At 68.1% G+C, this 18240-nt stretch carries 20 protein-coding genes and 1 pseudogene; 15 read left to right on the top strand and 6 right to left on the bottom strand.

All coding sequences use genetic code 11. The features are described from left to right. Positions 1-5: 5 nt before the first annotated feature. The 8 genes from ACZ54P_RS33490 to ACZ54P_RS33455 all read left to right on the top strand — a co-directional run bounded on the left by ACZ54P_RS33490 (position 6) and on the right by ACZ54P_RS33455 (position 7901). Positions 6-695, top strand: a complete 690-nt coding sequence (locus ACZ54P_RS33490) for a response regulator (RefSeq protein WP_465465607.1) — start codon at positions 6-8, stop codon at positions 693-695. Continuing rightward, the gene (locus ACZ54P_RS33485) at positions 692-2047 is read left to right on the top strand and encodes a sensor histidine kinase (RefSeq protein WP_465465606.1); all 1356 of its coding nucleotides are present in this window, start codon (positions 692-694) and stop codon (positions 2045-2047) included. The genes ACZ54P_RS33490 and ACZ54P_RS33485 overlap by 4 nt, the downstream gene beginning before the upstream one ends. A 4-nt stretch (positions 2048-2051) precedes the next feature. Then, positions 2052-2960, top strand: coding sequence for a LysR family transcriptional regulator (locus ACZ54P_RS33480; RefSeq protein ID WP_465465605.1), 909 nt, complete (start codon positions 2052-2054; stop codon positions 2958-2960). 128 nt (positions 2961-3088) lie between these two features. Next, positions 3089-4246, top strand: a complete 1158-nt coding sequence (locus tag ACZ54P_RS33475; protein WP_465465604.1) for a CaiB/BaiF CoA transferase family protein — start codon at positions 3089-3091, stop codon at positions 4244-4246. A gap of 9 nt (positions 4247-4255) precedes the next feature. Further along, positions 4256-5023 carry a crotonase/enoyl-CoA hydratase family protein gene (locus ACZ54P_RS33470; RefSeq protein WP_465465603.1) on the top strand — a complete coding sequence of 256 codons (768 nt, stop codon included), beginning with the start codon at positions 4256-4258 and terminating at the stop codon, positions 5021-5023. A 1-nt stretch (position 5024) separates the two neighbouring features. Then, a complete protein-coding gene (locus ACZ54P_RS33465) occupies positions 5025-5771 on the top strand; it encodes an acetoacetate decarboxylase (protein WP_465465602.1) in 747 nt (248 codons plus the stop codon). Next, on the top strand, positions 5768-6706 hold the full coding sequence (locus ACZ54P_RS33460) for a 3-hydroxyacyl-CoA dehydrogenase NAD-binding domain-containing protein (RefSeq protein ID WP_465465601.1): 939 nt from the start codon (positions 5768-5770) through the stop codon (positions 6704-6706). The genes ACZ54P_RS33465 and ACZ54P_RS33460 overlap by 4 nt, the downstream gene beginning before the upstream one ends. Before the next feature lies 1 nt (position 6707). Next, complete coding sequence (locus tag ACZ54P_RS33455; RefSeq protein WP_465465600.1) at positions 6708-7901, top strand: acyl-CoA dehydrogenase family protein; 1194 nt, start codon at positions 6708-6710, stop codon at positions 7899-7901. 79 nt (positions 7902-7980) lie between these two features. Here ACZ54P_RS33455 and ACZ54P_RS33450 read toward each other — a convergent pair whose 3' ends face one another. The 3 genes from ACZ54P_RS33450 to ACZ54P_RS33440 form a co-directional block, all read right to left on the bottom strand. Next, complete coding sequence (locus ACZ54P_RS33450; protein ID WP_465465599.1) at positions 7981-9387, bottom strand: neutral zinc metallopeptidase; 1407 nt, start codon at positions 9385-9387, stop codon at positions 7981-7983. A gap of 63 nt (positions 9388-9450) precedes the next feature. Then, complete coding sequence (locus ACZ54P_RS33445; protein ID WP_465465598.1) at positions 9451-10647, bottom strand: LCP family protein; 1197 nt, start codon at positions 10645-10647, stop codon at positions 9451-9453. A 175-nt stretch (positions 10648-10822) separates the two neighbouring features. Further along, the gene (locus tag ACZ54P_RS33440; RefSeq protein ID WP_465465597.1) at positions 10823-11566 is read right to left on the bottom strand and encodes an SDR family NAD(P)-dependent oxidoreductase; all 744 of its coding nucleotides are present in this window, start codon (positions 11564-11566) and stop codon (positions 10823-10825) included. A gap of 100 nt (positions 11567-11666) precedes the next feature. On the opposite strand from ACZ54P_RS33440, the gene ACZ54P_RS33435 reads away from it, so the two are divergent. After that, positions 11667-12293: a TetR/AcrR family transcriptional regulator gene (locus ACZ54P_RS33435; RefSeq protein WP_465465596.1), complete on the top strand. Its 627-nt coding sequence runs from the start codon at positions 11667-11669 to the stop codon at positions 12291-12293. A gap of 89 nt (positions 12294-12382) precedes the next feature. Next, a complete protein-coding gene (locus ACZ54P_RS33430; protein ID WP_465465666.1) occupies positions 12383-13906 on the top strand; it encodes an MDR family MFS transporter in 1524 nt (507 codons plus the stop codon). Positions 13907-14004: 98 nt separating this feature from the next. Here the strand turns inward: ACZ54P_RS33430 and ACZ54P_RS33425 are convergent, their stop codons facing one another. Then, a complete protein-coding gene (locus ACZ54P_RS33425; protein ID WP_465465595.1) occupies positions 14005-14256 on the bottom strand; it encodes a WhiB family transcriptional regulator in 252 nt (83 codons plus the stop codon). 188 nt (positions 14257-14444) lie between these two features. Here ACZ54P_RS33425 and ACZ54P_RS33420 point away from each other — a divergent pair. Next, positions 14445-14864, top strand: a pseudogene (locus ACZ54P_RS33420) (RNA polymerase sigma factor); the annotation flags it as partial. Between the two features lie 129 nt (positions 14865-14993). Continuing rightward, positions 14994-15623: an RNA polymerase sigma factor ShbA gene (gene shbA, locus ACZ54P_RS33415; protein WP_465465665.1), complete on the top strand. Its 630-nt coding sequence runs from the start codon at positions 14994-14996 to the stop codon at positions 15621-15623. A gap of 51 nt (positions 15624-15674) precedes the next feature. Here shbA and ACZ54P_RS33410 read toward each other — a convergent pair whose 3' ends face one another. Beyond that, complete coding sequence (locus tag ACZ54P_RS33410) at positions 15675-16259, bottom strand: hypothetical protein (RefSeq protein ID WP_465465594.1); 585 nt, start codon at positions 16257-16259, stop codon at positions 15675-15677. 226 nt (positions 16260-16485) lie between these two features. Here ACZ54P_RS33410 and ACZ54P_RS33405 point away from each other — a divergent pair, with 226 nt between their 5' ends. Further along, positions 16486-16776, top strand: coding sequence for a DUF3892 domain-containing protein (locus ACZ54P_RS33405; protein WP_465465593.1), 291 nt, complete (start codon positions 16486-16488; stop codon positions 16774-16776). On the opposite strand, the gene ACZ54P_RS33400 is transcribed toward ACZ54P_RS33405, so the two are convergent. After that, the gene (locus tag ACZ54P_RS33400) at positions 16753-17151 is read right to left on the bottom strand and encodes an HPF/RaiA family ribosome-associated protein (RefSeq protein WP_465465592.1); all 399 of its coding nucleotides are present in this window, start codon (positions 17149-17151) and stop codon (positions 16753-16755) included. The two genes, ACZ54P_RS33405 and ACZ54P_RS33400, sit on opposite strands and share 24 nt — an antisense overlap. A gap of 260 nt (positions 17152-17411) precedes the next feature. Here ACZ54P_RS33400 and ACZ54P_RS33395 point away from each other — a divergent pair, with 260 nt between their 5' ends. Further along, on the top strand, positions 17412-17567 hold the full coding sequence (locus ACZ54P_RS33395; protein WP_103746191.1) for a hypothetical protein: 156 nt from the start codon (positions 17412-17414) through the stop codon (positions 17565-17567). 71 nt (positions 17568-17638) lie between these two features. After that, entirely contained in the window at positions 17639-18148 is a 510-nt protein-coding gene (locus ACZ54P_RS33390) for a hypothetical protein (RefSeq protein WP_465465591.1), read from the top strand. Positions 18149-18240 lie beyond the last annotated feature (92 nt).

The raw sequence follows: 18240 nt of genomic DNA, 5'->3' as shown, positions 1-18240 counted from the left end.
GGGCGGTGACGACACAACCGGGACGCGGGCTGGTGCTGGTCGTCGAGGACGACCCAGCGATCGCCGAACTCGCCTCGCTGTACCTGCGGCGGGACGGGTTCGGCGTGCGGGTCGAAGCGGACGGCGGCCAGGCGCTCGCCACGATCCGGCGGCTTCGTCCGGTCGCGATCGTGCTCGACATCGGACTGTCCGGAATGGACGGTATCGAGATCTGCCGGACGCTGCGCGCGGACGGCGACTGGACGCCGGTGCTGTTCGTGACCGCCCGCGACGACGAACTGGATCGCCTGCTGGGGCTGGAGATCGGCGCGGACGACTACCTGACGAAACCGTTCAGCCCTCGTGAACTCTCCGCCAGGGTCCGGACGGTGCTGCGTCGCGCCGCCGGCTCTGCGCCGCCCGCCGAGACGTACGCGACGGGCGAGGTGCGGGTCGACGTCACCCAGCGCCGGGTCTGGGCGGCCGACACCGAAATAGCGCTGACGTCGACCGAGTTCGACCTGCTGACCCATCTGGTACGGCGGCCCGGTCAGGTGTTCAGCCGCGAGCAGCTGCTCAGTTCCGTCTGGGGCTACGCGGCATCGGCGGGAACGCGGACCGTCGACGTCCATATCGCCCAGCTGCGCGGGAAACTGGGCGGGCACAGTCCGATCAGGACGGTCCGGGGCATCGGTTACGCGGCGGACGCCGGATGAGGCGGACCTCGCTCGCGCTGCGGATCACCGTGGTGTGCCTGGCGATCGCCGCGGTCGCGGTGGTGGTGGCCGGGCTGGTCGCGGCCCGGTTGATCCGCACCGCCGGGATCGACGTGCTCCGGCAATCGCTCTCGGCGCAGGCCGATGTGGTCGCGAGCCAGCTCGACGAGACCGGCATCGGCAACCGGCTCAGCGTCGGCAAGGTCGCGGAAGTCGTTCGTGGACAAGGGATCGACGTCGTCGTCCGCCGTCCGAACGGGACACTCGACGGCGGCGGGACGGTCGCCGCGATCGCCGCGGCCAAGGCGGGTTTCACGCGCTCGAGTTCGGACACGGTGCTCGTCGACGGACAGCAGTACCTCGTGGAGGTCCGCACGGTCGGCGCGAGGGGTGCCGCGTTCGCGCTCGTCCAGTCCACCAAGACCGGGGAGGCCCAAGGACGGCCGCTGGCGCGGAACATCGTGCTCGCCCTCGGCGCCGGGCTGGCGGTCGCCGCGATCGCGGGTCTCGTGCTGAGCCGGATGCTGTCACGGCCACTGCGCCGGGCCGCCTCGATGGCGAACGGGATGCGCGCCGGACGTCGTGACCTGCGCGTTCCGGTCGAGGGGCCGTCCGAGGTCGCGGACGTCGCGAAGTCGGTCAACGAACTGGCCGACGCCCTCCAGTACAGCGAGGCGCGACAACGCGAGTTCCTGCTTTCGGTGTCGCACGAGCTGCGGACGCCGCTGACCGCCGTCACCGGATTCGCCGAGGCCATCGGGGACGGTGTGGCCGATGGTGAGGACGCGCGGCGTGCCGGGCAGACCATCCACCGTGAGGCCGTCCGACTGGAACGCCTGGTCAGCGACTTGCTGGAGCTGGCGAGACTCGGCGCCGACGAGTTCCGTCTCGATCCGGCGAGGCTCGATCTCGCCGCGCTGGTCGACGAATGCGCCGACGTCTGGCGGCTGCGGTGCGCTCAGCAGAACGTCACGCTGCTGGTCGAGCGGCCGTCCGGCGAGGTCCCCGTCATCGCCGATCCGCGGCGGCTTCGCCAGGTCATGGACGGGCTGGCCGAGAACGCGCTGCGGGTGACCCCGGCGGGTGCTCCGATCGTGTTCTCGCTGGTGGCCGCGGCGGGCCAGGCGCGGCTGGCGGTCCGCGACGGCGGGCCGGGGCTCGCGCCGGAGGACTATCCGGTCGCGTTCGACCGCGGCGTGCTGAACAAGCGGTACCGCGACCGCCGTCCGGTCGGTTCGGGGATCGGGCTCGCGCTGGCCCATGGCCTGGTCACGCGGATGAGCGGGACGCTGACCGCCGGTCCGGCGCCCGAGGGCGGAGCCGCGTTCACCGTCGCGTTCCGGCTAGGGTGAGCACGTGGAGATGTTGCACCTGCGGTATTTCGTGGCCGTCGCCGAGGAACTGAACTTCTCCCAGGCGGCCAGAAAGCTGCATATGGCCGCCTCGCCGCTGAGCCAGCGCATCAAGGACCTCGAACACGAACTCGGCCACAAACTGTTCGACCGCAGCACGCATCACGTCACACTCACCGCGGCGGGGTCCGCGCTGCTGCCGATCGCGCGGGACGTGCTCGAACAGGTCAACGCCATTCCCTGGCGGCTGCAGGAAGCGGTGAAACCGCGGCGGAGCACCGTGTTCGTCGGCATGCCCGGCGGCGTGCACCCCGCCCTGCGTGAACGGGTCAAACAACTCGAAGAGCGCTGTCACGACCGGTTCGAACTCAAACGCTGGCCGGGGACGACCCCCGATCTCGTCGCCGCGGTCCACGAGGGAAAGCTCGCGTTGTCGCTGGTCCGGATGCCGGTGACCGATCCCGCGCTGGAGATGATCCCGGTCCAGGTCGAGCGGCTCGGGGCGGTCGTGCCCGCCGACCGGTTCGTCGGCCGGGACACGGTGAACATCGCCGAACTGAGTGACCTGTCCTACATTCCGTCCGCGTCGGAAAGCATTCCCGCCTATTCCGACGATATGGATCGCACATTGTCGAACGCGGGAATCAAGAAAAGGCTAAAGGTCGACGGCGCCGAATATTCGGGTATCTCCGAATTGGTGGCGAACGGATCGTCGTTCTCGATCACGATGCTCGATCCGGCCAGTCCGATGCATCTGTTCCTCGTCGACGGCGCCACCATCCTGCCGTTCGCGGATTTCCATCCCCAGCTGGAGACCGCCCTGGTGTGGCGCCGGGACCGCGCCGAAGAAGGCGACCTCGCCGAACTCGTCGCCGGAGTCCACGAGGTCTTCGCCGAACCGCTTTCGACATAGCCCTCAAATCGGACAAAAGAATGGTATGACCGCTCCGGTCATACCATTCTTCTTTTCTTGATCATTCCCTTTTCCGGCATTCGCGCCTAACTTCGGTTGTAGAGCGAACAACGGCGAAGGGAAGCAAAATGACACACACCGCCACCGGCCCGCTGGACGGCGTTCGCGTGATCGACCTCTCGACGGTGGTCATGGGCCCGTACGCGGCGCAGATCCTCGGCGACCTCGGCGCCGACGTCATCAAGATCGAGTCCCCGGCCGACACCGTGCGGGTGGGCAAGTTCCGGACGACGCCGGGCATGACGGCGCTCAACCTGAACGTGAACCGCAACAAGCGCAGCGTCGCCCTCAACCTGAAGGACGAGGAGCAGCGCGAGCAGGCGCTCAAGCTGATCGACACCGCCGACGTGCTGATCACCAACATGCGCCCGGGTGCGCTGAGCAGGCTCGGCATGAACTACGCCGACGTCGCCGCGCGCAACCCCGGCATCGTCTACGCACACGCACAGGGCTTCCGCAGCGATTCCGACCGCGCGGGCAACGCCGCCTACGACGAGACCGTGCAGGCCGCCTCCGGCCTGGTCGACGTCGCGAACCGCGCGCTGGGCAAGCCGGTCTACCTGCCGACGATCATCGGCGACAAGGTCTCCTCCCTGACCATCGCCTACACCGTCCTCGCGGCGCTGGTGCACCGCGACAAGACCGGCGAGGGCCAGCGGGTCGAGATCCCGATGACCGACACGCTGATCGCGTTCAACCTCGTCGAGCACCTGGCCGGGCACTCGTTCGAGCCCGCGGAGGGCACGACCGGCTTCGGCCCGTCGATGAACCCCGGTCACAAGGCCGTGCACACCAAGGACGGCATGGCCTGCGTGATCCCCTACAACCCGCAGAACTTCCGCGACTTCTTCCACGCCGCCGGGCGGCCGGAACTGGCCGAGGACCCGCGAGTCAACGGCGACGCGATCGACGGCGCCGACCACGAGGCACTGGCCGAGATGATCGCCGAGTGCGCCCCGGCACTGACCACCGAAGAGTGGACCGAGGTCTGCGCGAAGTACAGCATCCCGATGGCCCCGGTGCTGGAACTGGACACCGCACAGGACGACGAATACGTCCGCGACGGCCACCTGCTCGACGTCGTCGAGCACCCGAGCGAGGGCTCGATCCGCACCATCGGCATCCCGGTGAAGTTCTCTCGGACTCCCGGCTCCGTCCGGCGCCTGGCTCCCCTGCCGGGTCAGGACACCGAAGACGTCCTGCGCGAACTCACCACGGTGAACTGAGGAAAGACCATGAGCACCAACGAAGTAAGGACAGAACGGATCGGCGGCACGCTGCTGATCACGATCGACCGGCCACAAGCGCGCAACGCGGTCAACGCCGCCGTCGCGGCCGGGCTCGCCGAAGCATTCGACCTCCTGGAAGCCGATCCCGGTCTGCGAGCCGGGGTCCTGACCGGCGCGGACGGCTCGTTCAGCGCCGGAATGGACCTCAAGGCGGCACTGCAGGGCGAGTCGCCCGAGATCCCCGGCCGCGGATTCGGCGGGCTGACCGAAGCCGAACTGTCGAAACCCCTGATCGCGGCAGTCGAAGGCTGGGCCATGGGCGGCGGATTCGAACTGGCGCTGGCCTGCGACCTGATCGTCGCCGCCGAAGACGCGAAGTTCGGGTTGCCCGAGGTGAAGCGCGGGCTGATCGCCGCCGGCGGCGGGGTGATCCGGCTGCCGAAGCGGATCCCGCACCACCTGGCGATGGAGTTCCTGCTCACCGGCGAGCCGATCAGCGCGCAGCGCGCCGGGCGGCTGGGCCTGGCGAACCGGGTCGTCCCCACTGGGGAGGCCGCCGCGGTCGCCTTGCAGCTCGCCGAACAGGTCGCCGCCAACGCTCCGCTGGCGCTGGCACTGGTCAAGAAGATCGTCCGCGCCGCCGACGGCGTCCCGGACACGCAAGCGTTCGCCACCCAGCGCACGGAGATGCCGGCGCTGATGAAGTCGGCCGACGTCCGCGAGGGCATGCAGGCCTTCGCCGAGCGCCGCGCTCCGAAGTGGACAGGTGAGTGAGATGAAGCAGCAAGAAGTTCTCCAGCACATGACCACCCCGCTCACGAACCCGGCGTACGCGCCGGTGGTGCCCCGGTTCACCAATCGCGAGTACCTGAACATCGTCTACCGCACCGACGCGGACGCCCTGCGTGCCGTCGTCCCGGAACCGCTGGAAATCGACGAGCCGCTGGTGCGGTTCGAGGTGATGAAGATGGGCGACGTCAGCGGATACGGTCCCTACACCGAGTCCGGGCAGGCGATCCCGGTGGAGTTCGAGGGCGAGCGTGGCGAGTACCTGCACGCGATGTACCTCGACAACTTCCCGGCCACCGCCTCCGGCCGCGAGATCAGCGCCTACCCGAAGACCATCGGCTCGCCGAAGTTGTTCGCCGAGAACGGCGCTCTCGTCGGGACGCTCGACTACGGCAGCCAGCGGGTCGCGACCGCAACCATGGGCTACAAGCACCACCGGCTGGACGCGGCAGAGGCCGAAACGCAGATCACCGTGCCGACGTTCATGCTCAAGACCATCCCGGACTACGACGGTTCGCCGCGGGTCTTCGAACTGGTCCGCACCGAGATCACCGACGTGGTGGTCAAGGAAGCGTGGACCGGCCCCGCCCGGCTGCAGCTGTTCCAGCACGTACTGGCCCCGTTGGCCGATCTCCCGGTGCTGGAGGTCGTTTCGGCCAGCCACATCCTCACCGACCTGACACTCGCCCCGGTCAAGCCGGTCTTCGACTACTTGAAGGGAGCACGGTCATGACTTTCCGGACAGCCGCGGTGATCGGCGCGGGCACGATCGGCCTTTCGTGGACGGCGTTGTTCGCCGCACACGACCTGGAGGTCTGGGTTTCGGACCCGCGGCCGGATCTCGCCGACGCCGTCGCCGACGCAGTGGAAACGTTCGCCCCGCACCTCGGCCGGACCGCCGCGGACCTCGCCGCTCGCGTCCACCTCGCCGAGGACGTCGCGGAGGCCGTACGGCAGGCGGATGTCGTACAGGAGAACGGGCCGGAGAACGTCGAGTTCAAACAAGAACTGTTCGCGACCCTGGTCCGCGAGGCGCCGTCGCACGCGCTGCTGCTCAGCTCGTCGTCGGCGATCCCCTCGACGGCGTTCGCGGTGGACCTCGACGACGCGTCCCGAGTCCTCATCGGACACCCGTTCAACCCGCCGCACCTGATCCCGCTGGTGGAGGTGGTCCCCGGTGAGCGCACCAGCGCCGAGTCGGTGGACCGCGCCGTCGAGTTCTACCGGTTCGTCGGCCGCACTCCGGTGGTGGAACGCAAGGAGATCCCCGGGTTCGTCGGCAACCGGTTGCAGAACGCACTGAGCCGTGAGGCGATCTATCTGGTGGAGCAGGGTGTCGTGTCACCGTCCGAATTGGACGCGGTGATGACGAATTCGCTGGGCATCCGCTGGTCGACCGTCGGGCCGTTCCTCGGCTCGCATCTGGGCGGCGGCCCCGGCGGCTACCGGCACATGGCCGAGCACATCGGCAAGTCGATGAAGCAGATGTGGGCGGGCCTCGGCCAGCCCTCGCAGAACCCGGAAGAACAGGAACGGCTCATCGAAGCCGTGGAATCCGCTTACGGCTCCTCCACGTACTCGGAACTCGCCGAGGCGCGCGACCGCAAGCAGCTCGCCGTGCTGTCCGCTTTGGACAGTGCAGGCCGTATTCGCAAGGAGGAGAACTGAGATGACCAGCACACTCGAAGACCGGCTGACCGCCGACTTCTACGACTACGAGGCCTTGCTGCCGGAGGAGGAGCGCAAGCTGCTGCTCAAGGCGCGCGACTTCATGCGCACCGAGGTCAAACCGCTCGTGAACGGGTACTGGGCCAAGGGCGAATTCCCGCACGAACTCGTCGGCAAGTTCCGTGAACTCGGCCTCGCCGGACTGCCCTACGAGGGCTACGGCGAGCACCTCCCGGCCACCAGCCACCTGCTCAGCGGCATGATGGCGATGGAGATGACCCGCACGGATCCCTCCGTGGCCACCTTCTTCGGTGTCCACAACGGACTCGCGATGTACAGCATCTACTCGGGCGGCGACCAGGAACAGCGTGACCGCTGGCTCCCGTCGATGGCGGCGATGGACAAGATCGGCGCGTTCGCGATGACCGAGCCGCTCGGCGGATCCGACGTCGCGGGCGGCATGCGCACCACGGCCAAGCGGGACGGCGACAGCTGGATCCTGAACGGCGCCAAGAAGTGGATCGGCAACGCGACCTTCGCCGACCTGGTGATCGTGTGGGCCCGCGACGTCGACGACAACCACGTCAAGGGTTTCGTGGTCGAGAAGGACTCCCCCGGATTCGTCCCGGTCAAGATCGAGAACAAGTTCGCGTTCCGGATCGTGGAGAACGCGGAGATCACGCTGACCGACGTCCGGGTCCCGGAGGCCAACCGGCTGCAGGGCATCAACTCCTTCCGCGACGTCGCGGAGATCCTGCGGGCGACCCGCGGTGGCGTCGCGTGGCAGGCGCTGGGCGTGATGATCGGCGCCTACGAACTCGCGCTGGACTACGCCAAGAAGCGCGAGCAGTTCGGCCGTCCGATCGCCCGGTTCCAGCTGGTGCAGGATCTGCTGGTGAAGAGCCTCGGCAACATCACCGCGTCGTGGGGCATGCTCGTGCAGCTCGCCCGGTTGCAGGACGCCGGGATCTTCAAGGACGAGCACTCGTCGCTCGCCAAGGCGTTCGTGACCTCGCGGATGCGGGAGGTCGTCGCCTGGGGCCGCGAGATCTTCGGCGGCAACGGGATCGTGCTGGACAACGACATCATGCGGTTCTTCACCGACGCCGAGGCGATCTACTCGTTCGAGGGCACCCGGGAGATGAACACGCTGATCGTCGGCAAGGCCATCACCGGCCAAAGCGCCTTCGTGTGACCTGACGCTTTGCGCGTGAAGGCCCCCTTCCCTCGGCTGAGGTTTGAGTGACCAGCCGGGGGAAGGGGGCCTTTACGCGCTAGGGATATTTCTTGCCGCAGACGCCTTGGGTGCCGGAGGAGAAGCCGTCGCGGAAGGCGGCGACCCTGGCGAAGCCCGCCGGGAGCGTCCGGCCCCGGACGTCCGCCGCGATCAGGCTGTTCCGCGTCAGCATCTCGGCGATGGCCTCGTCGAGGTCTCCCGGCGCCAGGGTGAGTGCCCCGCCGTCCACGATGGTCGACGCCCAGAAGCCGGTGAGGCAGGCCGTGCGCTGCGCGGCCACCGGGCCGTCGAGCCGGAACCCGCCCTCCTGCTGGACCGCGAGGGTGTAGCGCGACGCGACCTCGGCGAACGCGGCGAAGTCGCCGATGCCGCCCTGCCGTCCTCGACGCGGTGGGGTGCCGATGCGCACGAGGCCGGCGAGGTCGAGATTGATCTGGTTGGACTCCGAGCAGTACGACGCGAGCGCGTCCTCCTCCGTCACGCCGCACGCGGCGCCCGTGGTGAGCGTCGGCGGGGTCGCCGCGAGCCGGAACGCCTGCCGGAGACTGGTGGTGAGGTCGGCCAAGGCCTTGGGATCGTCAAGTCGGACGTTCTCCGCGGCCGCCCGCTCGTTCGCCGCGGCCGATCCGAAACCGCCTTGCGTGCTGCGGCCTTCGATCTCCCGCTCGTCGATCTGCGCACAGCGGGCGGGCCCGTCGGTGAAGCCGAACTGGAACGCGGAGACCCGGTCGAACGCGTTGCCGTGCGCGCCGTCGTCGTCGAAGGCCACCCCGGCGGAGTCGCGGATCTGGAACAGCGCGGTGAGCACTTCGTTGAGCCCGCGTCCGGTGGACACCTGGAACATCGGCGATCTGCCCTCGGCGACCCAGCGCAGGTACGCCCCGGTGTAGCAGTCGGCCTGCTGTTCCTTGACGATCGACGGGGTGGCGGCGGGAAGGCCCAGCCGGAACTGGACGGCGTGGCCGAGCTCGTGGGCGAGCACGGCCACGACCGCCGCTTGGCCGATTGCGTCGTTGAGCATCGGGAGAAGTTCGCCGCGGTCCCACGCGACGACGTCGCCCGCCGAGCAGTAGAAGGCGTTGACCAGCCCGGCGGTGGAGGCTCCGCAGATCCTGCGCCCGCGCCCGGCCGAGTCGTACGAAACGAGGGTGGCCAGCGGCCGGAACTCGCGGCCGAAGACCGACGGCAGGTGCTCGCGCCAATACCCCTGGACGTCGGCGACGGCGCCGGCCGCGAGCCTGTCGATCTCACCGCCGTCCCCGCCGTCGACCGGGAGAGCTGGTGCGACCACACCAGGCTTGAGGCCACTGGGCCCGTCGGTGATCTCAAGCCCCGCTATCCGCGTGGAGTCCACCGGCTGTGCCGTTCCCCGGACGGTCGGGGCACACCCGGTGAGGCAGAGGGACAGGCTCACCAGGATCGCCCAGCCGGACCGACGTCTCATCACACCATCGACACGGAGGGCGGCGGGACACGGTTCAGTGCGTTTAGTCCTCTGAATGCGGCTTCAGTTCACGCAGCCGGCCATCTCGGGCGGCGCCGAAGACGTGGACGACGGCGGAGCGGCCGCGGACGAGGTCGCCGCCACCGGCTTGATCCCGATCCCGCTCGTCGGCTCCCCCACCGCGGCGACGGACGTCGACGTCAGCGTGGTCTCCACGAACGCCTTCACTTCGGCCGGGTCGACCTTCACCGCGACGCCGTCGGAAGGCGTCGGCAACGCGAGGCTCTGTACCGGGATCGTCTGGAACTTCAGCGCCCCCGAACTCATCCCCCGCAACTGCTGCGCGAAACTCACCACATCCCAGCCGCGGTCGAGCACGACCGAACCCTGGATCGCGCCGACCAGCGCGCTCAGCCGGGTCGGATCGGTGAACGTCCCGGCGTCCAGCACGGTCTTGGCCATACTCGAAAGAAACGCCTGTTGCCGTGCGATGCGGTCGAGATCGCTGGGCAGTCCGTGCCGCTGCCGCACGAAGGCGAGCGCCTGCGGTCCGGAAAGCAGTTGTTTCCCAGCCGGGAACGAAGCCCCGGAGAACTTGTCCTGCACCGGTTCCTTGAGGCAGACCTCGACACCGCCGACGGCCTCGCTCAGCGCGGAGAACCCGGCGAGATTGACCGCGGCGTAGTGGTTGATGGACAGGCCGGTGAACTGTTCGATCGTCTGGATCGCGAGTTTGGCGCCCGCTTCGTTGGCCTTGACCTCGAGCTGCGGGCCGGTCAGTCCTTGCGCGCGCAGGGTGTTCATCGCGGCGTTCTTGCCTCGGCTGTACGCCGAATTGATCTTGTGCTTGCCGAACCCGCCCGCGATGTCCACATAGGAATCGCGCGGAACGGAGATGGCGGTGGCCGCGGCGCCGCCTGCCGGGATGTGGACCACGATCATGGTGTCGGTGGTGTCGCCGCCGTCGTCGTCGCTTCCGGCGTGCAACGCGTCGAGGACGTTCTGCGGCAACGGGTTGCCGTTGGCGTCGGTGCGTGAGTCGATGCCGACGAGCAGGATGTTCTGCGCCACCTTCAGCGGTTCACCCGCCGGGCCGCCGGGGACCTGGGCCGACGGCGCGATCACGTCGGCCGTGACGATCGCTCCGTCCAACCGGCTCAACTGGGCCCACGCGTACCCGGTGACCCCCAGTACGACCGTCGACACCAGGCCCAATGCGACGCGGCCGGCGATCCGCCGTCTTCGCGACGTGAGCAGCACGACCTTCTCCCCGCTTCCGTGAACGATCCCCCGAAATCGAGGATCACCGCGTTAGCTGGGAAATACCTGAGAAATGTGTCATGAACGGGTCTTAAAGCCCGTTCGGACCAGCGAAAGTGATCAAGCGGACAGCCGGTCGCGACACCGCGTGCCGGAACGATCGCGCTGCGCTCACTCAGCGGGGCATTCGGCGCCAGATGGCCCGTGGCACCACCCGCATCACCGCGAACACCAGCCTCAGCAGTCCCGGCACCCACACCGTACCCCGGCGTTTCCGGAGCGCGGCGACCGTCGCTTCGGCGACCTGATCGGGAGTGCTGGAGAACGGCGCGGGCGCCATGCCTTCGGTCATCCGGCCGATCACGAATCCGGGCCGGACGAGCAGGAGGTGGGCACCCGTGCCGTGCAGGGCGTCGGCCAAACCGCTCGCGAAACCATCGAGGCCCGCCTTGGCCGATCCGTAGACGTAGTTCGCCCGCCGGACGCGCACCCCGGCGACCGACGAGAACACCACGAGGCTTCCGTTTCCTTGCTCACGAAGCACTTTGGCCACCTGCGTCAAAACACTCACGTGAGCCACGTAGTCGGTGTGCACGATCGCGACGGCGTGCTCGGCGTCCGCTTCGGCCCGCGCCTGATCGCCGAGGATCCCGAAAGCGGTGACGACGACGTCCAGTGGCCCGTGCTCCGCGACGACCTTTTCCAGACACGGGCCGTGCCCGGCGAGGTCGTCCGCGTCGAACTCGACCGTGGCGACCCGCTCGGCTCCCGCGGCCAGCAGCCGCTCCGCCTCCGCGCCGAGGTCCGCGCTTCGCCGCGCGGCCAACACGATCTCCCGCGCCCCGCCCCTGGCGAGCCGCTCGGCGACCGCGAGGCCGATCTCACTGCGTCCGCCCAGTACCAGCACCGTTCCGCTCACCCGCCGCAGTCTGCCAGGCGGCTCGCGCCCGGTCGCCAGTGGTGCGCTTCACATACTGCAATTTTGCAGTATGTGCATTTTCGGGCGTATCGTGGCGCTCATGCCCGAACCCGTCAAAGGTCTCCGCGAGCGCAAGCGGCTGGAAACCCACCGCGCGCTGGCGACCACCGCCGTCCGGCTCGTCGCCGAACACGGTCTGGACCAGGTGACGGTCGAGGACATCAGCGCGGCGGCAGGGGTTTCGTCGCGCACGTTCTTCAACTACTTCGCGTCCAAAGAGGACGCGGTGGTGATCGCCTACGCCGATCACGTCGAACGGTCACAACGCACCATCGAGCGGTTTCTCGCCGCGCCGCAGGAAGTCCGCACCCCACGCGCCTTCATCGACGCGATCAAGGAGGACTTCGCCGTCGTGGAGGAGAACCGCGAAGAATGGCTCGGCCGGATGCGGGCGATCCAGGAGAATCCCTCGCTGCATTCGCGCGTGGTGGCGATGAACCACCAGACCATCGCACCGACGATCGAGGCGATCGCACGCCGCACCGGCACCGATCCCGAGGCCGACCTCTATCCGACGCTGCTCTTGACCACGATCGGCGCCGCGGTCAACGCCACGCTGATCCTTTGGTACCAGCACGAAGGCAAGCTGTCCGCGCTCGATCTGCTGGACGAAGCCCTCGAAATTCTTCTCGCCGGGCTCCCCGAGCCCGGCCGCCGCGCGCACTGAACGCGTCCGGCAGCACAAGCACACGAAGGGGGAGGACCATGTCCGTATCCACCACCGGGCCAGGAGAACCGGAGGCCGCGCCCGGTTCGATGAACCGAAAACAGGTTCTCGAGGCGATGTCGGGCCTGATGATGGGCATATTCGTCGCCCTCTTCGCCTCGACGGTGGTCGCGAACGCGTTGCCGCGGATCGTTTCCGAACTCGGCGGCTCGCAGTCCTCCTACACCTGGGTGGTCACCACCGAGCTGCTCGCGATGACCGCGACGGTGCCGCTCTGGGGCAAGCTTTCCGACCTGTACAACAAGAAACTGCTCATCCAGCTGTCACTCGGGCTGTTCGTGGTCGGGTCGCTGGTCGCCGGTTTCGCGGGCAACATCGAGCTCCTGATCGGCAGCCGGGTCGCGCAGGGCATCGGCGCGGGCGGGCTGACCGCGCTCGCGCAGGTGATCATGGCGGCCATCGTTTCGCCGCGTGAGCTCGGGAAGTATTCGGGGATCTTCGGCGCCGTGTTCGCCGTCGGGACCATCGGGGGCCCGCTGATCGGCGGTGTCATGGTGGACATCTCGTGGCTCGGCTGGCGCTGGTGCTTCTTCCTCGGCGTCCCGTTCGCGATCGCGGCGATCCTGCTGCTGCAGCGCACGCTGAACCTGCCGACGATCAGGCGCGAGGTGAAGGTCGACTACCTCGGCGCGTTCTTGATCATGGCCGGTGTCTCGACGCTGCTGGTCTGGTCGTCGCTGGCCGGACACCAGTTCGCCTGGGGCTCATGGTGGACCGTCGGCCTGGTGACCGCCGGTGTGGTCATCCTCGCCCTCGCCGTCTACGTCGAGTCGAAGGTGGCCGAGCCGATCCTGCCGCTGAGCCTGTTCCGCAACCACACGGTCACCCTGACCACCCTCGCGAGCTTCCTGGTCGGTGTCGCGTTGTTCGGCGGGACGGTGTTCCTGTCGCAGTACTTCCAGCTTTCACTCGGCAAGTCGCCGACGGTGGCCGGCCTGCTGAGCCTGCCGATGATCTTCGGCCTCCTTGTCTCCTCGACCGTCTCCGGACAGTTGATCAGCCGGACCGGCAAGTGGAAGAGCCACCTGCTGCTCGGCTCGGTACTGATGACCGTGGGCCTGGCCCTGCTGGGGACGATCGACGCCCACACGAACCTCGTCGTGCTCAGCGCGTTCATGGTGGTGCTCGGGGTCGGCGTCGGCATGCTGATGCAGAACCTGGTGCTGGTGGCGCAGAACGACGTCGACGCGCACGACCTCGGCACGGCGACGTCCACGCTGTCGTTCTTCCGCAGTCTCGGCGGTTCGATCGGCGTGAGCGCGCTGGGCGCGGTGCTCGCGAACCGGATCACGGCGCTGATCACCGAGGGCATCGGCCCGCTGCCCACCGGCGGGGAAGGTGGCGCGGTGCCGAACATCGCCACGCTGCCCGAACCGATCGCGACAGTGGTCCGTGAGGCGTACGGGGAAGCGACCAGCGAGTTGTTCCTGATCAGCGCGCCGATCGCACTGCTGGTGATCGTCTCGGTCGCCTTCCTCAAGCACAAGCCGTTGAAGACCCAGTCGGGCAACGAACGGCTGACCGAGGAGACCGTCGCCGACGCCGTCACCTGATCTCCCACGCACGAAGAGGTCCCCGGTTCACCGAACCGGGGACCTCTTTTTTTCGCGCACGAAAAACCACGAGAAAATCCGGTCGCGTTTCGGTGGATTCAGGCGGCGCTGCGCACGCGAATCGGGCGACGTCGTTCGCTGCCGGTCAGCCCGCCGAAAACGCCATGGTCCAGTCCGTTGTCCAAGGCGTACGCCAGGCAGGCCGAAGTCACCGGGCACCGCGCGCAGACCGCCTTGGCCCTGGCCACCTGCCGGGCGCCCGGACCGATTTCGGTGACCGGAAAGAACAGTTCGGGATCCTCACTTCGGCAAGCGGCCTCGCTCAGCTCGCTCGCCATCCTCGTCTCCATTTTCCTATCACCTCCTTTTCTTCGATTTTCTCTTCCTCGTCAAACGACTTCCGTCCGAACCCGGGTATCCGCTGGGGTGCACGACGTAAACTTCACCTTGATCGAATCGTTACACTCAGCGGCCCGCTCACTGCACCTGTCCTACGAGGGCATTCGCGTCCGGCGGCTGAGAGCGGTGAGTGCGGGTGATGGGCCACGACGAGTTCGACGAGTTCTTCCACGCCGAATTTCCGCTGCTCACCGGCTTCCTGTGCAAGGCGGGATTCGCGCTCGATCCGGCGCGGGACGCGGCGGCGGAAGCGATGCTCAACGCCTACGAAGACTGGCTGACCATCACCCATCCGCCCTCCTGGGTCCGGCGCGTCGGCTACCGGCGGGCGAAGGAGCAGACCGCGGCCCGGACGGACTGGGCCTGCACGGACGCGGGCAAGGAAGACAAGCTCACCGCCCTCGCCGACGAGGCATCGGCTGTCCTGACCATGCTGGGGCGGCTCCCGAAACGCCAGCAGCTCGGTATGGCGTGGGCACTGGACGGCTTCACGGCGCGGGAGGTCGCCGCGATACTCGGCATCGCGGAGGAGGCCGTCAGCACGACGCTGCGCCACGCGCGCGGCCGCCTGGAGGAGCACGACCCCGAGTTCGTCTCCCGGCTGGACCACGCCAACACGGCCTTCGTCGACGCGCTGAGGGTGGGACTCGACGTCGAAGACACGCTGTCCCGGATCAAAAACCGCGCGATGATCCGGGAACTCGCCTTGGTGGAGCCCGGTTCCCCGGTGGCGGCGGAACCGGAGCAGGTGGCCCCGGCCCGCTGGTATGCCCTCGACGCCCCCGTCGCGGCCGCGGGCCGCGGTGATCAGCGGGCGCTGGAGGAGCTGCTGAGCACCGTCCGGCCGCTCGTGATCCGCTACTGCCGGGCACGGATCGGCAGACAGGAACGGACCTACGCCTCGGCGGACGACGTCGCGCAGGAGGTCTGCGTGGCGATCCTCCGGGCGCTGCCCGCCTATCGCGAACGAGGGCGGCCGTTCCTCGCGTTCGTCTACGGCATCGCCCAGCACAAGGTCGCCGACGCCCGCCGCGCCGCCGCCCGCAACCGCTCCGATCCCGTCGCCGAAGTCCCCGACGGCGTCGCGGATACCGCCGGTCCGGAACAGCACGCGCTGCACAACGAATTGAGCGACCGGATGGGCGAGTTGCTGCGGATCCTGCCGGACAGGCAGCGGGAGATCGTCGTCTTGCGCATCGTTGTCGGCTTGTCCGCGGAGGAGACCGCCGGTGTGGTCGGTTCGACGGCGGGCGCGGTGCGGGTGGCTCAGCACCGCGCCTTGACGCGGCTCCGCAAGATCCTCACGGAAGACTCGTGAGTGGTAATGACGGTTAGAACCGTCATTACCACTCACGAGACCATTCACGACTCAGGGGCGGCAGCGTTCGGCCGTCGCCGCGGCCGTCTTCAGCTCCGGGGCCCCCAGGATGGCCGCGACCGGATCGAGTGCGCTGCGCGTGTCCTTCTGCGCGGCCACGAGCCCGTCGACCGCACGGCCTTGCGCCGCGGTGTCGTCCTTTCCCGACGCGTCCAGGTCCGCCTTCGCTTTCACGGTCTTGTCGCGGGCCGCGGTGTACTTCGCGAGGAAGTCCTGCTTCGCCGTCTCGCCAGCCGGAACCGGCGCGGCGGGAAGGGCAGTGAGGCCATCGACCGTCTTGGCCAGAATGGTCGCGTAATGCCCGAGCTGGGCGCTCGTGCTCTTCTTGATGGCCTCGATGGTTTCCCCACCCGCCGACGGCATCTTGTTGTTGCCGTCGACGAAATCCTTGACCGCACCGCAGAAGCCGTTCATCCAGGTCACCGCCGCGGCCGGATCCGCGCCGGCGGACGAAGACGTCACCGGCGGGGGCGCCGGCGCGGCCTGCGGTGCCGGGTCCGGCGCGCAAGCGGCCAGGAGCATCACGATTCCCGCCGCACCCAGGAGCCCGGCCGATGTCTTGTGGGCAGCGCACATGTCTGTTTCCCCTTTCCTCCGGTCGGGTGTTCCCTACCGGCGAGGAGGACCTTGACACGCCGGAACCGGCGCGGTCTGCGTCATCTGACGCAGAACGGACGGCCCGTACTCGAACTCGTAACGTTCGAAGCACCGGCGCCCGGTTGGCGTAACGAGGTGCGGGAGGGCGGCGAGTACAGCATTACCCCTGTTCACTGCGAGGGCACCCAGCCGAAGAGGTAGCGCCATGGCCATCAAGATCATCGCATCGCGGCTCGAAGGTGGGAAATTCCACGAGAACATCACGAAGCTGCGCTGGGTCAACCCAGGCAGCGGCGAAACCGGCGAGAGCCTGGTTTCGGCGATCGTGGCGTGGATCGAGGACGACGACGGGAAAGCCTACGTCGACGAGGGGATCCACCGGGTGGCCGTGGAAATCATCAAACCGAGCCTTCGCGACACGCTGTCGGTCGCCGAGCGGGATCCTGCGCGCCCCGCTCGGCGACCGACAGCGTCAAGGAGAGGTCGTGGCTTGTGAATCGTCCTCGATCACGCCGACCTGCTCAGGGTCGGGGGCCGCCATGTGGCGGATGCTTTCACCGCCCTTGTGGTCGTGGGCGCGGGAGTACAAGGAATCCAGCACGCTCTTCATTTTGTGCGCCGCACCGGCATACGCGTCGTCCACCGTCGTCGCATGATGCGTCACCGCTACGGGCTGTTTGCTCCCGGGACGTGCTTCGATCACGCACTTCTTGTCTTCCGGCTTGGTGCCCCCGTTGTCGCTGAGGTGCACCTCCACCCGGGTCAACCAACCGCCGAATCTGGCCAGACTGCTTTCCAAGTCCGTTTTCACGTAGGTGGCCAGTCTCTCGCCGCCATGGACGTTGTGGTCGGTGTTGACTTCGATCTGCACGAGCACCCTCCGCAGAAAACAGTAGAGGTGTCTTCAGTACCACGAGTATCGCTGACTCAAACCATTTCCCTCAATTCGGTACCGGCCCGCTCACGGCTGACATCTCGAGCGACCAGAATGGACATCGCCCGCTCGACAGCACGGGATGCGGAAGAAAGACCGTCGCGCCCAGGGTTTGACCTAACGTCGGCGCGGGCACTCCGGGGCCAGCCCCATCGTTGCGGCAAATTCGTTCCGGCCGCTCCAGAAAGTGAGTAACCATGATCGTGCTCGGAGTCATCATTCTCGTGATCGGCCTGATCGTCGACATTCCTGTGCTGACCACCATCGGCGCCGTTCTCGCCGTCGTGGGCGTGGTTCTCGCGATCCTCGGTGGCACGGGACGCAAGGTGGGCGGCCGCGCCCACTGGTTCTGAGCCCCTCAGCGTCCGCCCCGACAGCCCTTACCCCGCAACACTTCTACGCCACCGCACCAACGAGGACAACGATGCCCGAACCGACGACACCGGAACCTGTCCCAGCCGAATTACGGGCCCTGGCCGCCGAAGCCGACGCCCTCGCCGAACGGACCGCGGAAGTGGCCGCCCGCCTGGAGGCAGCGGACGACGGGCATTTGCAACGCCTCGCCCAGCCGATGAACAAAGCCACCGACGATCTGGCCGGCTACATCGGCGAGATCGCCCGGACCGCCGAGTACCTGACCCGCGTCCGCGTATCCCGCGATCCCCACCTCTGCGACGTCCCCTGGGGCATCTGTCCCGACCACGGCGTCACCCTGCACTCACTCGGAGACCGCGCCTGGTGCACCGCCACCGACTGCGGCAACACCTGGACCTACGACCGGCTGCACACCCCCTGCACCGAACCGGCCGCGGCGATCGCCACCGACCGCGACGGCGTCACCGGCTCACTCTGCACAGCCCACGCCGCCGACGCCGCGCGACGACTCGACGGATGCAGCATCGAGTACCTCGATCACCCGGCGACGAACAGCTGACCGGCGTGCCCACTCGTGCTCCTGGTCCTGCTCCACGAGCGCGACAGAACGGGCCTCGAAGTGCTTCCCCCTGGACCGACTCCTGTGCTCAA

It is taken from the genome of Amycolatopsis sp. NPDC034160 (genome assembly GCF_055575355.1).
This window is presented reverse-complemented; position numbering and strand designations above follow the sequence as displayed.

Excerpts from the sequence above, each read along its gene's own strand:
- ACZ54P_RS33485 (WP_465465606.1), top strand. The coding sequence starts at position 692 with ATGAGGCGGACCTCGCTCGCGCTGCGGATCACCGTGGTGTGCCTGGCG.
- ACZ54P_RS33475 (WP_465465604.1), top strand. The coding sequence starts at position 3,089 with ATGACACACACCGCCACCGGCCCGCTGGACGGCGTTCGCGTGATCGAC.
- ACZ54P_RS33470 (WP_465465603.1), top strand. The coding sequence starts at position 4,256 with ATGAGCACCAACGAAGTAAGGACAGAACGGATCGGCGGCACGCTGCTG.
- ACZ54P_RS33465 (WP_465465602.1), top strand. The coding sequence starts at position 5,025 with ATGAAGCAGCAAGAAGTTCTCCAGCACATGACCACCCCGCTCACGAAC.
- ACZ54P_RS33460 (WP_465465601.1), top strand. The coding sequence starts at position 5,768 with ATGACTTTCCGGACAGCCGCGGTGATCGGCGCGGGCACGATCGGCCTT.
- ACZ54P_RS33455 (WP_465465600.1), top strand. The coding sequence starts at position 6,708 with ATGACCAGCACACTCGAAGACCGGCTGACCGCCGACTTCTACGACTAC.
- ACZ54P_RS33450 (WP_465465599.1), bottom strand. The coding sequence starts at position 9,387 with ATGAGACGTCGGTCCGGCTGGGCGATCCTGGTGAGCCTGTCCCTCTGC.
- ACZ54P_RS33435 (WP_465465596.1), top strand. The coding sequence starts at position 11,667 with ATGCCCGAACCCGTCAAAGGTCTCCGCGAGCGCAAGCGGCTGGAAACC.
- ACZ54P_RS33430 (WP_465465666.1), top strand. The coding sequence starts at position 12,383 with ATGAACCGAAAACAGGTTCTCGAGGCGATGTCGGGCCTGATGATGGGC.
- ACZ54P_RS33425 (WP_465465595.1), bottom strand. The coding sequence starts at position 14,256 with ATGGAGACGAGGATGGCGAGCGAGCTGAGCGAGGCCGCTTGCCGAAGT.
- shbA (WP_465465665.1), top strand. The coding sequence starts at position 14,994 with ATGATCCGGGAACTCGCCTTGGTGGAGCCCGGTTCCCCGGTGGCGGCG.
- ACZ54P_RS33410 (WP_465465594.1), bottom strand. The coding sequence starts at position 16,259 with ATGTGCGCTGCCCACAAGACATCGGCCGGGCTCCTGGGTGCGGCGGGA.
- ACZ54P_RS33405 (WP_465465593.1), top strand. The coding sequence starts at position 16,486 with ATGGCCATCAAGATCATCGCATCGCGGCTCGAAGGTGGGAAATTCCAC.
- ACZ54P_RS33395 (WP_103746191.1), top strand. The coding sequence starts at position 17,412 with ATGATCGTGCTCGGAGTCATCATTCTCGTGATCGGCCTGATCGTCGAC.
- ACZ54P_RS33390 (WP_465465591.1), top strand. The coding sequence starts at position 17,639 with ATGCCCGAACCGACGACACCGGAACCTGTCCCAGCCGAATTACGGGCC.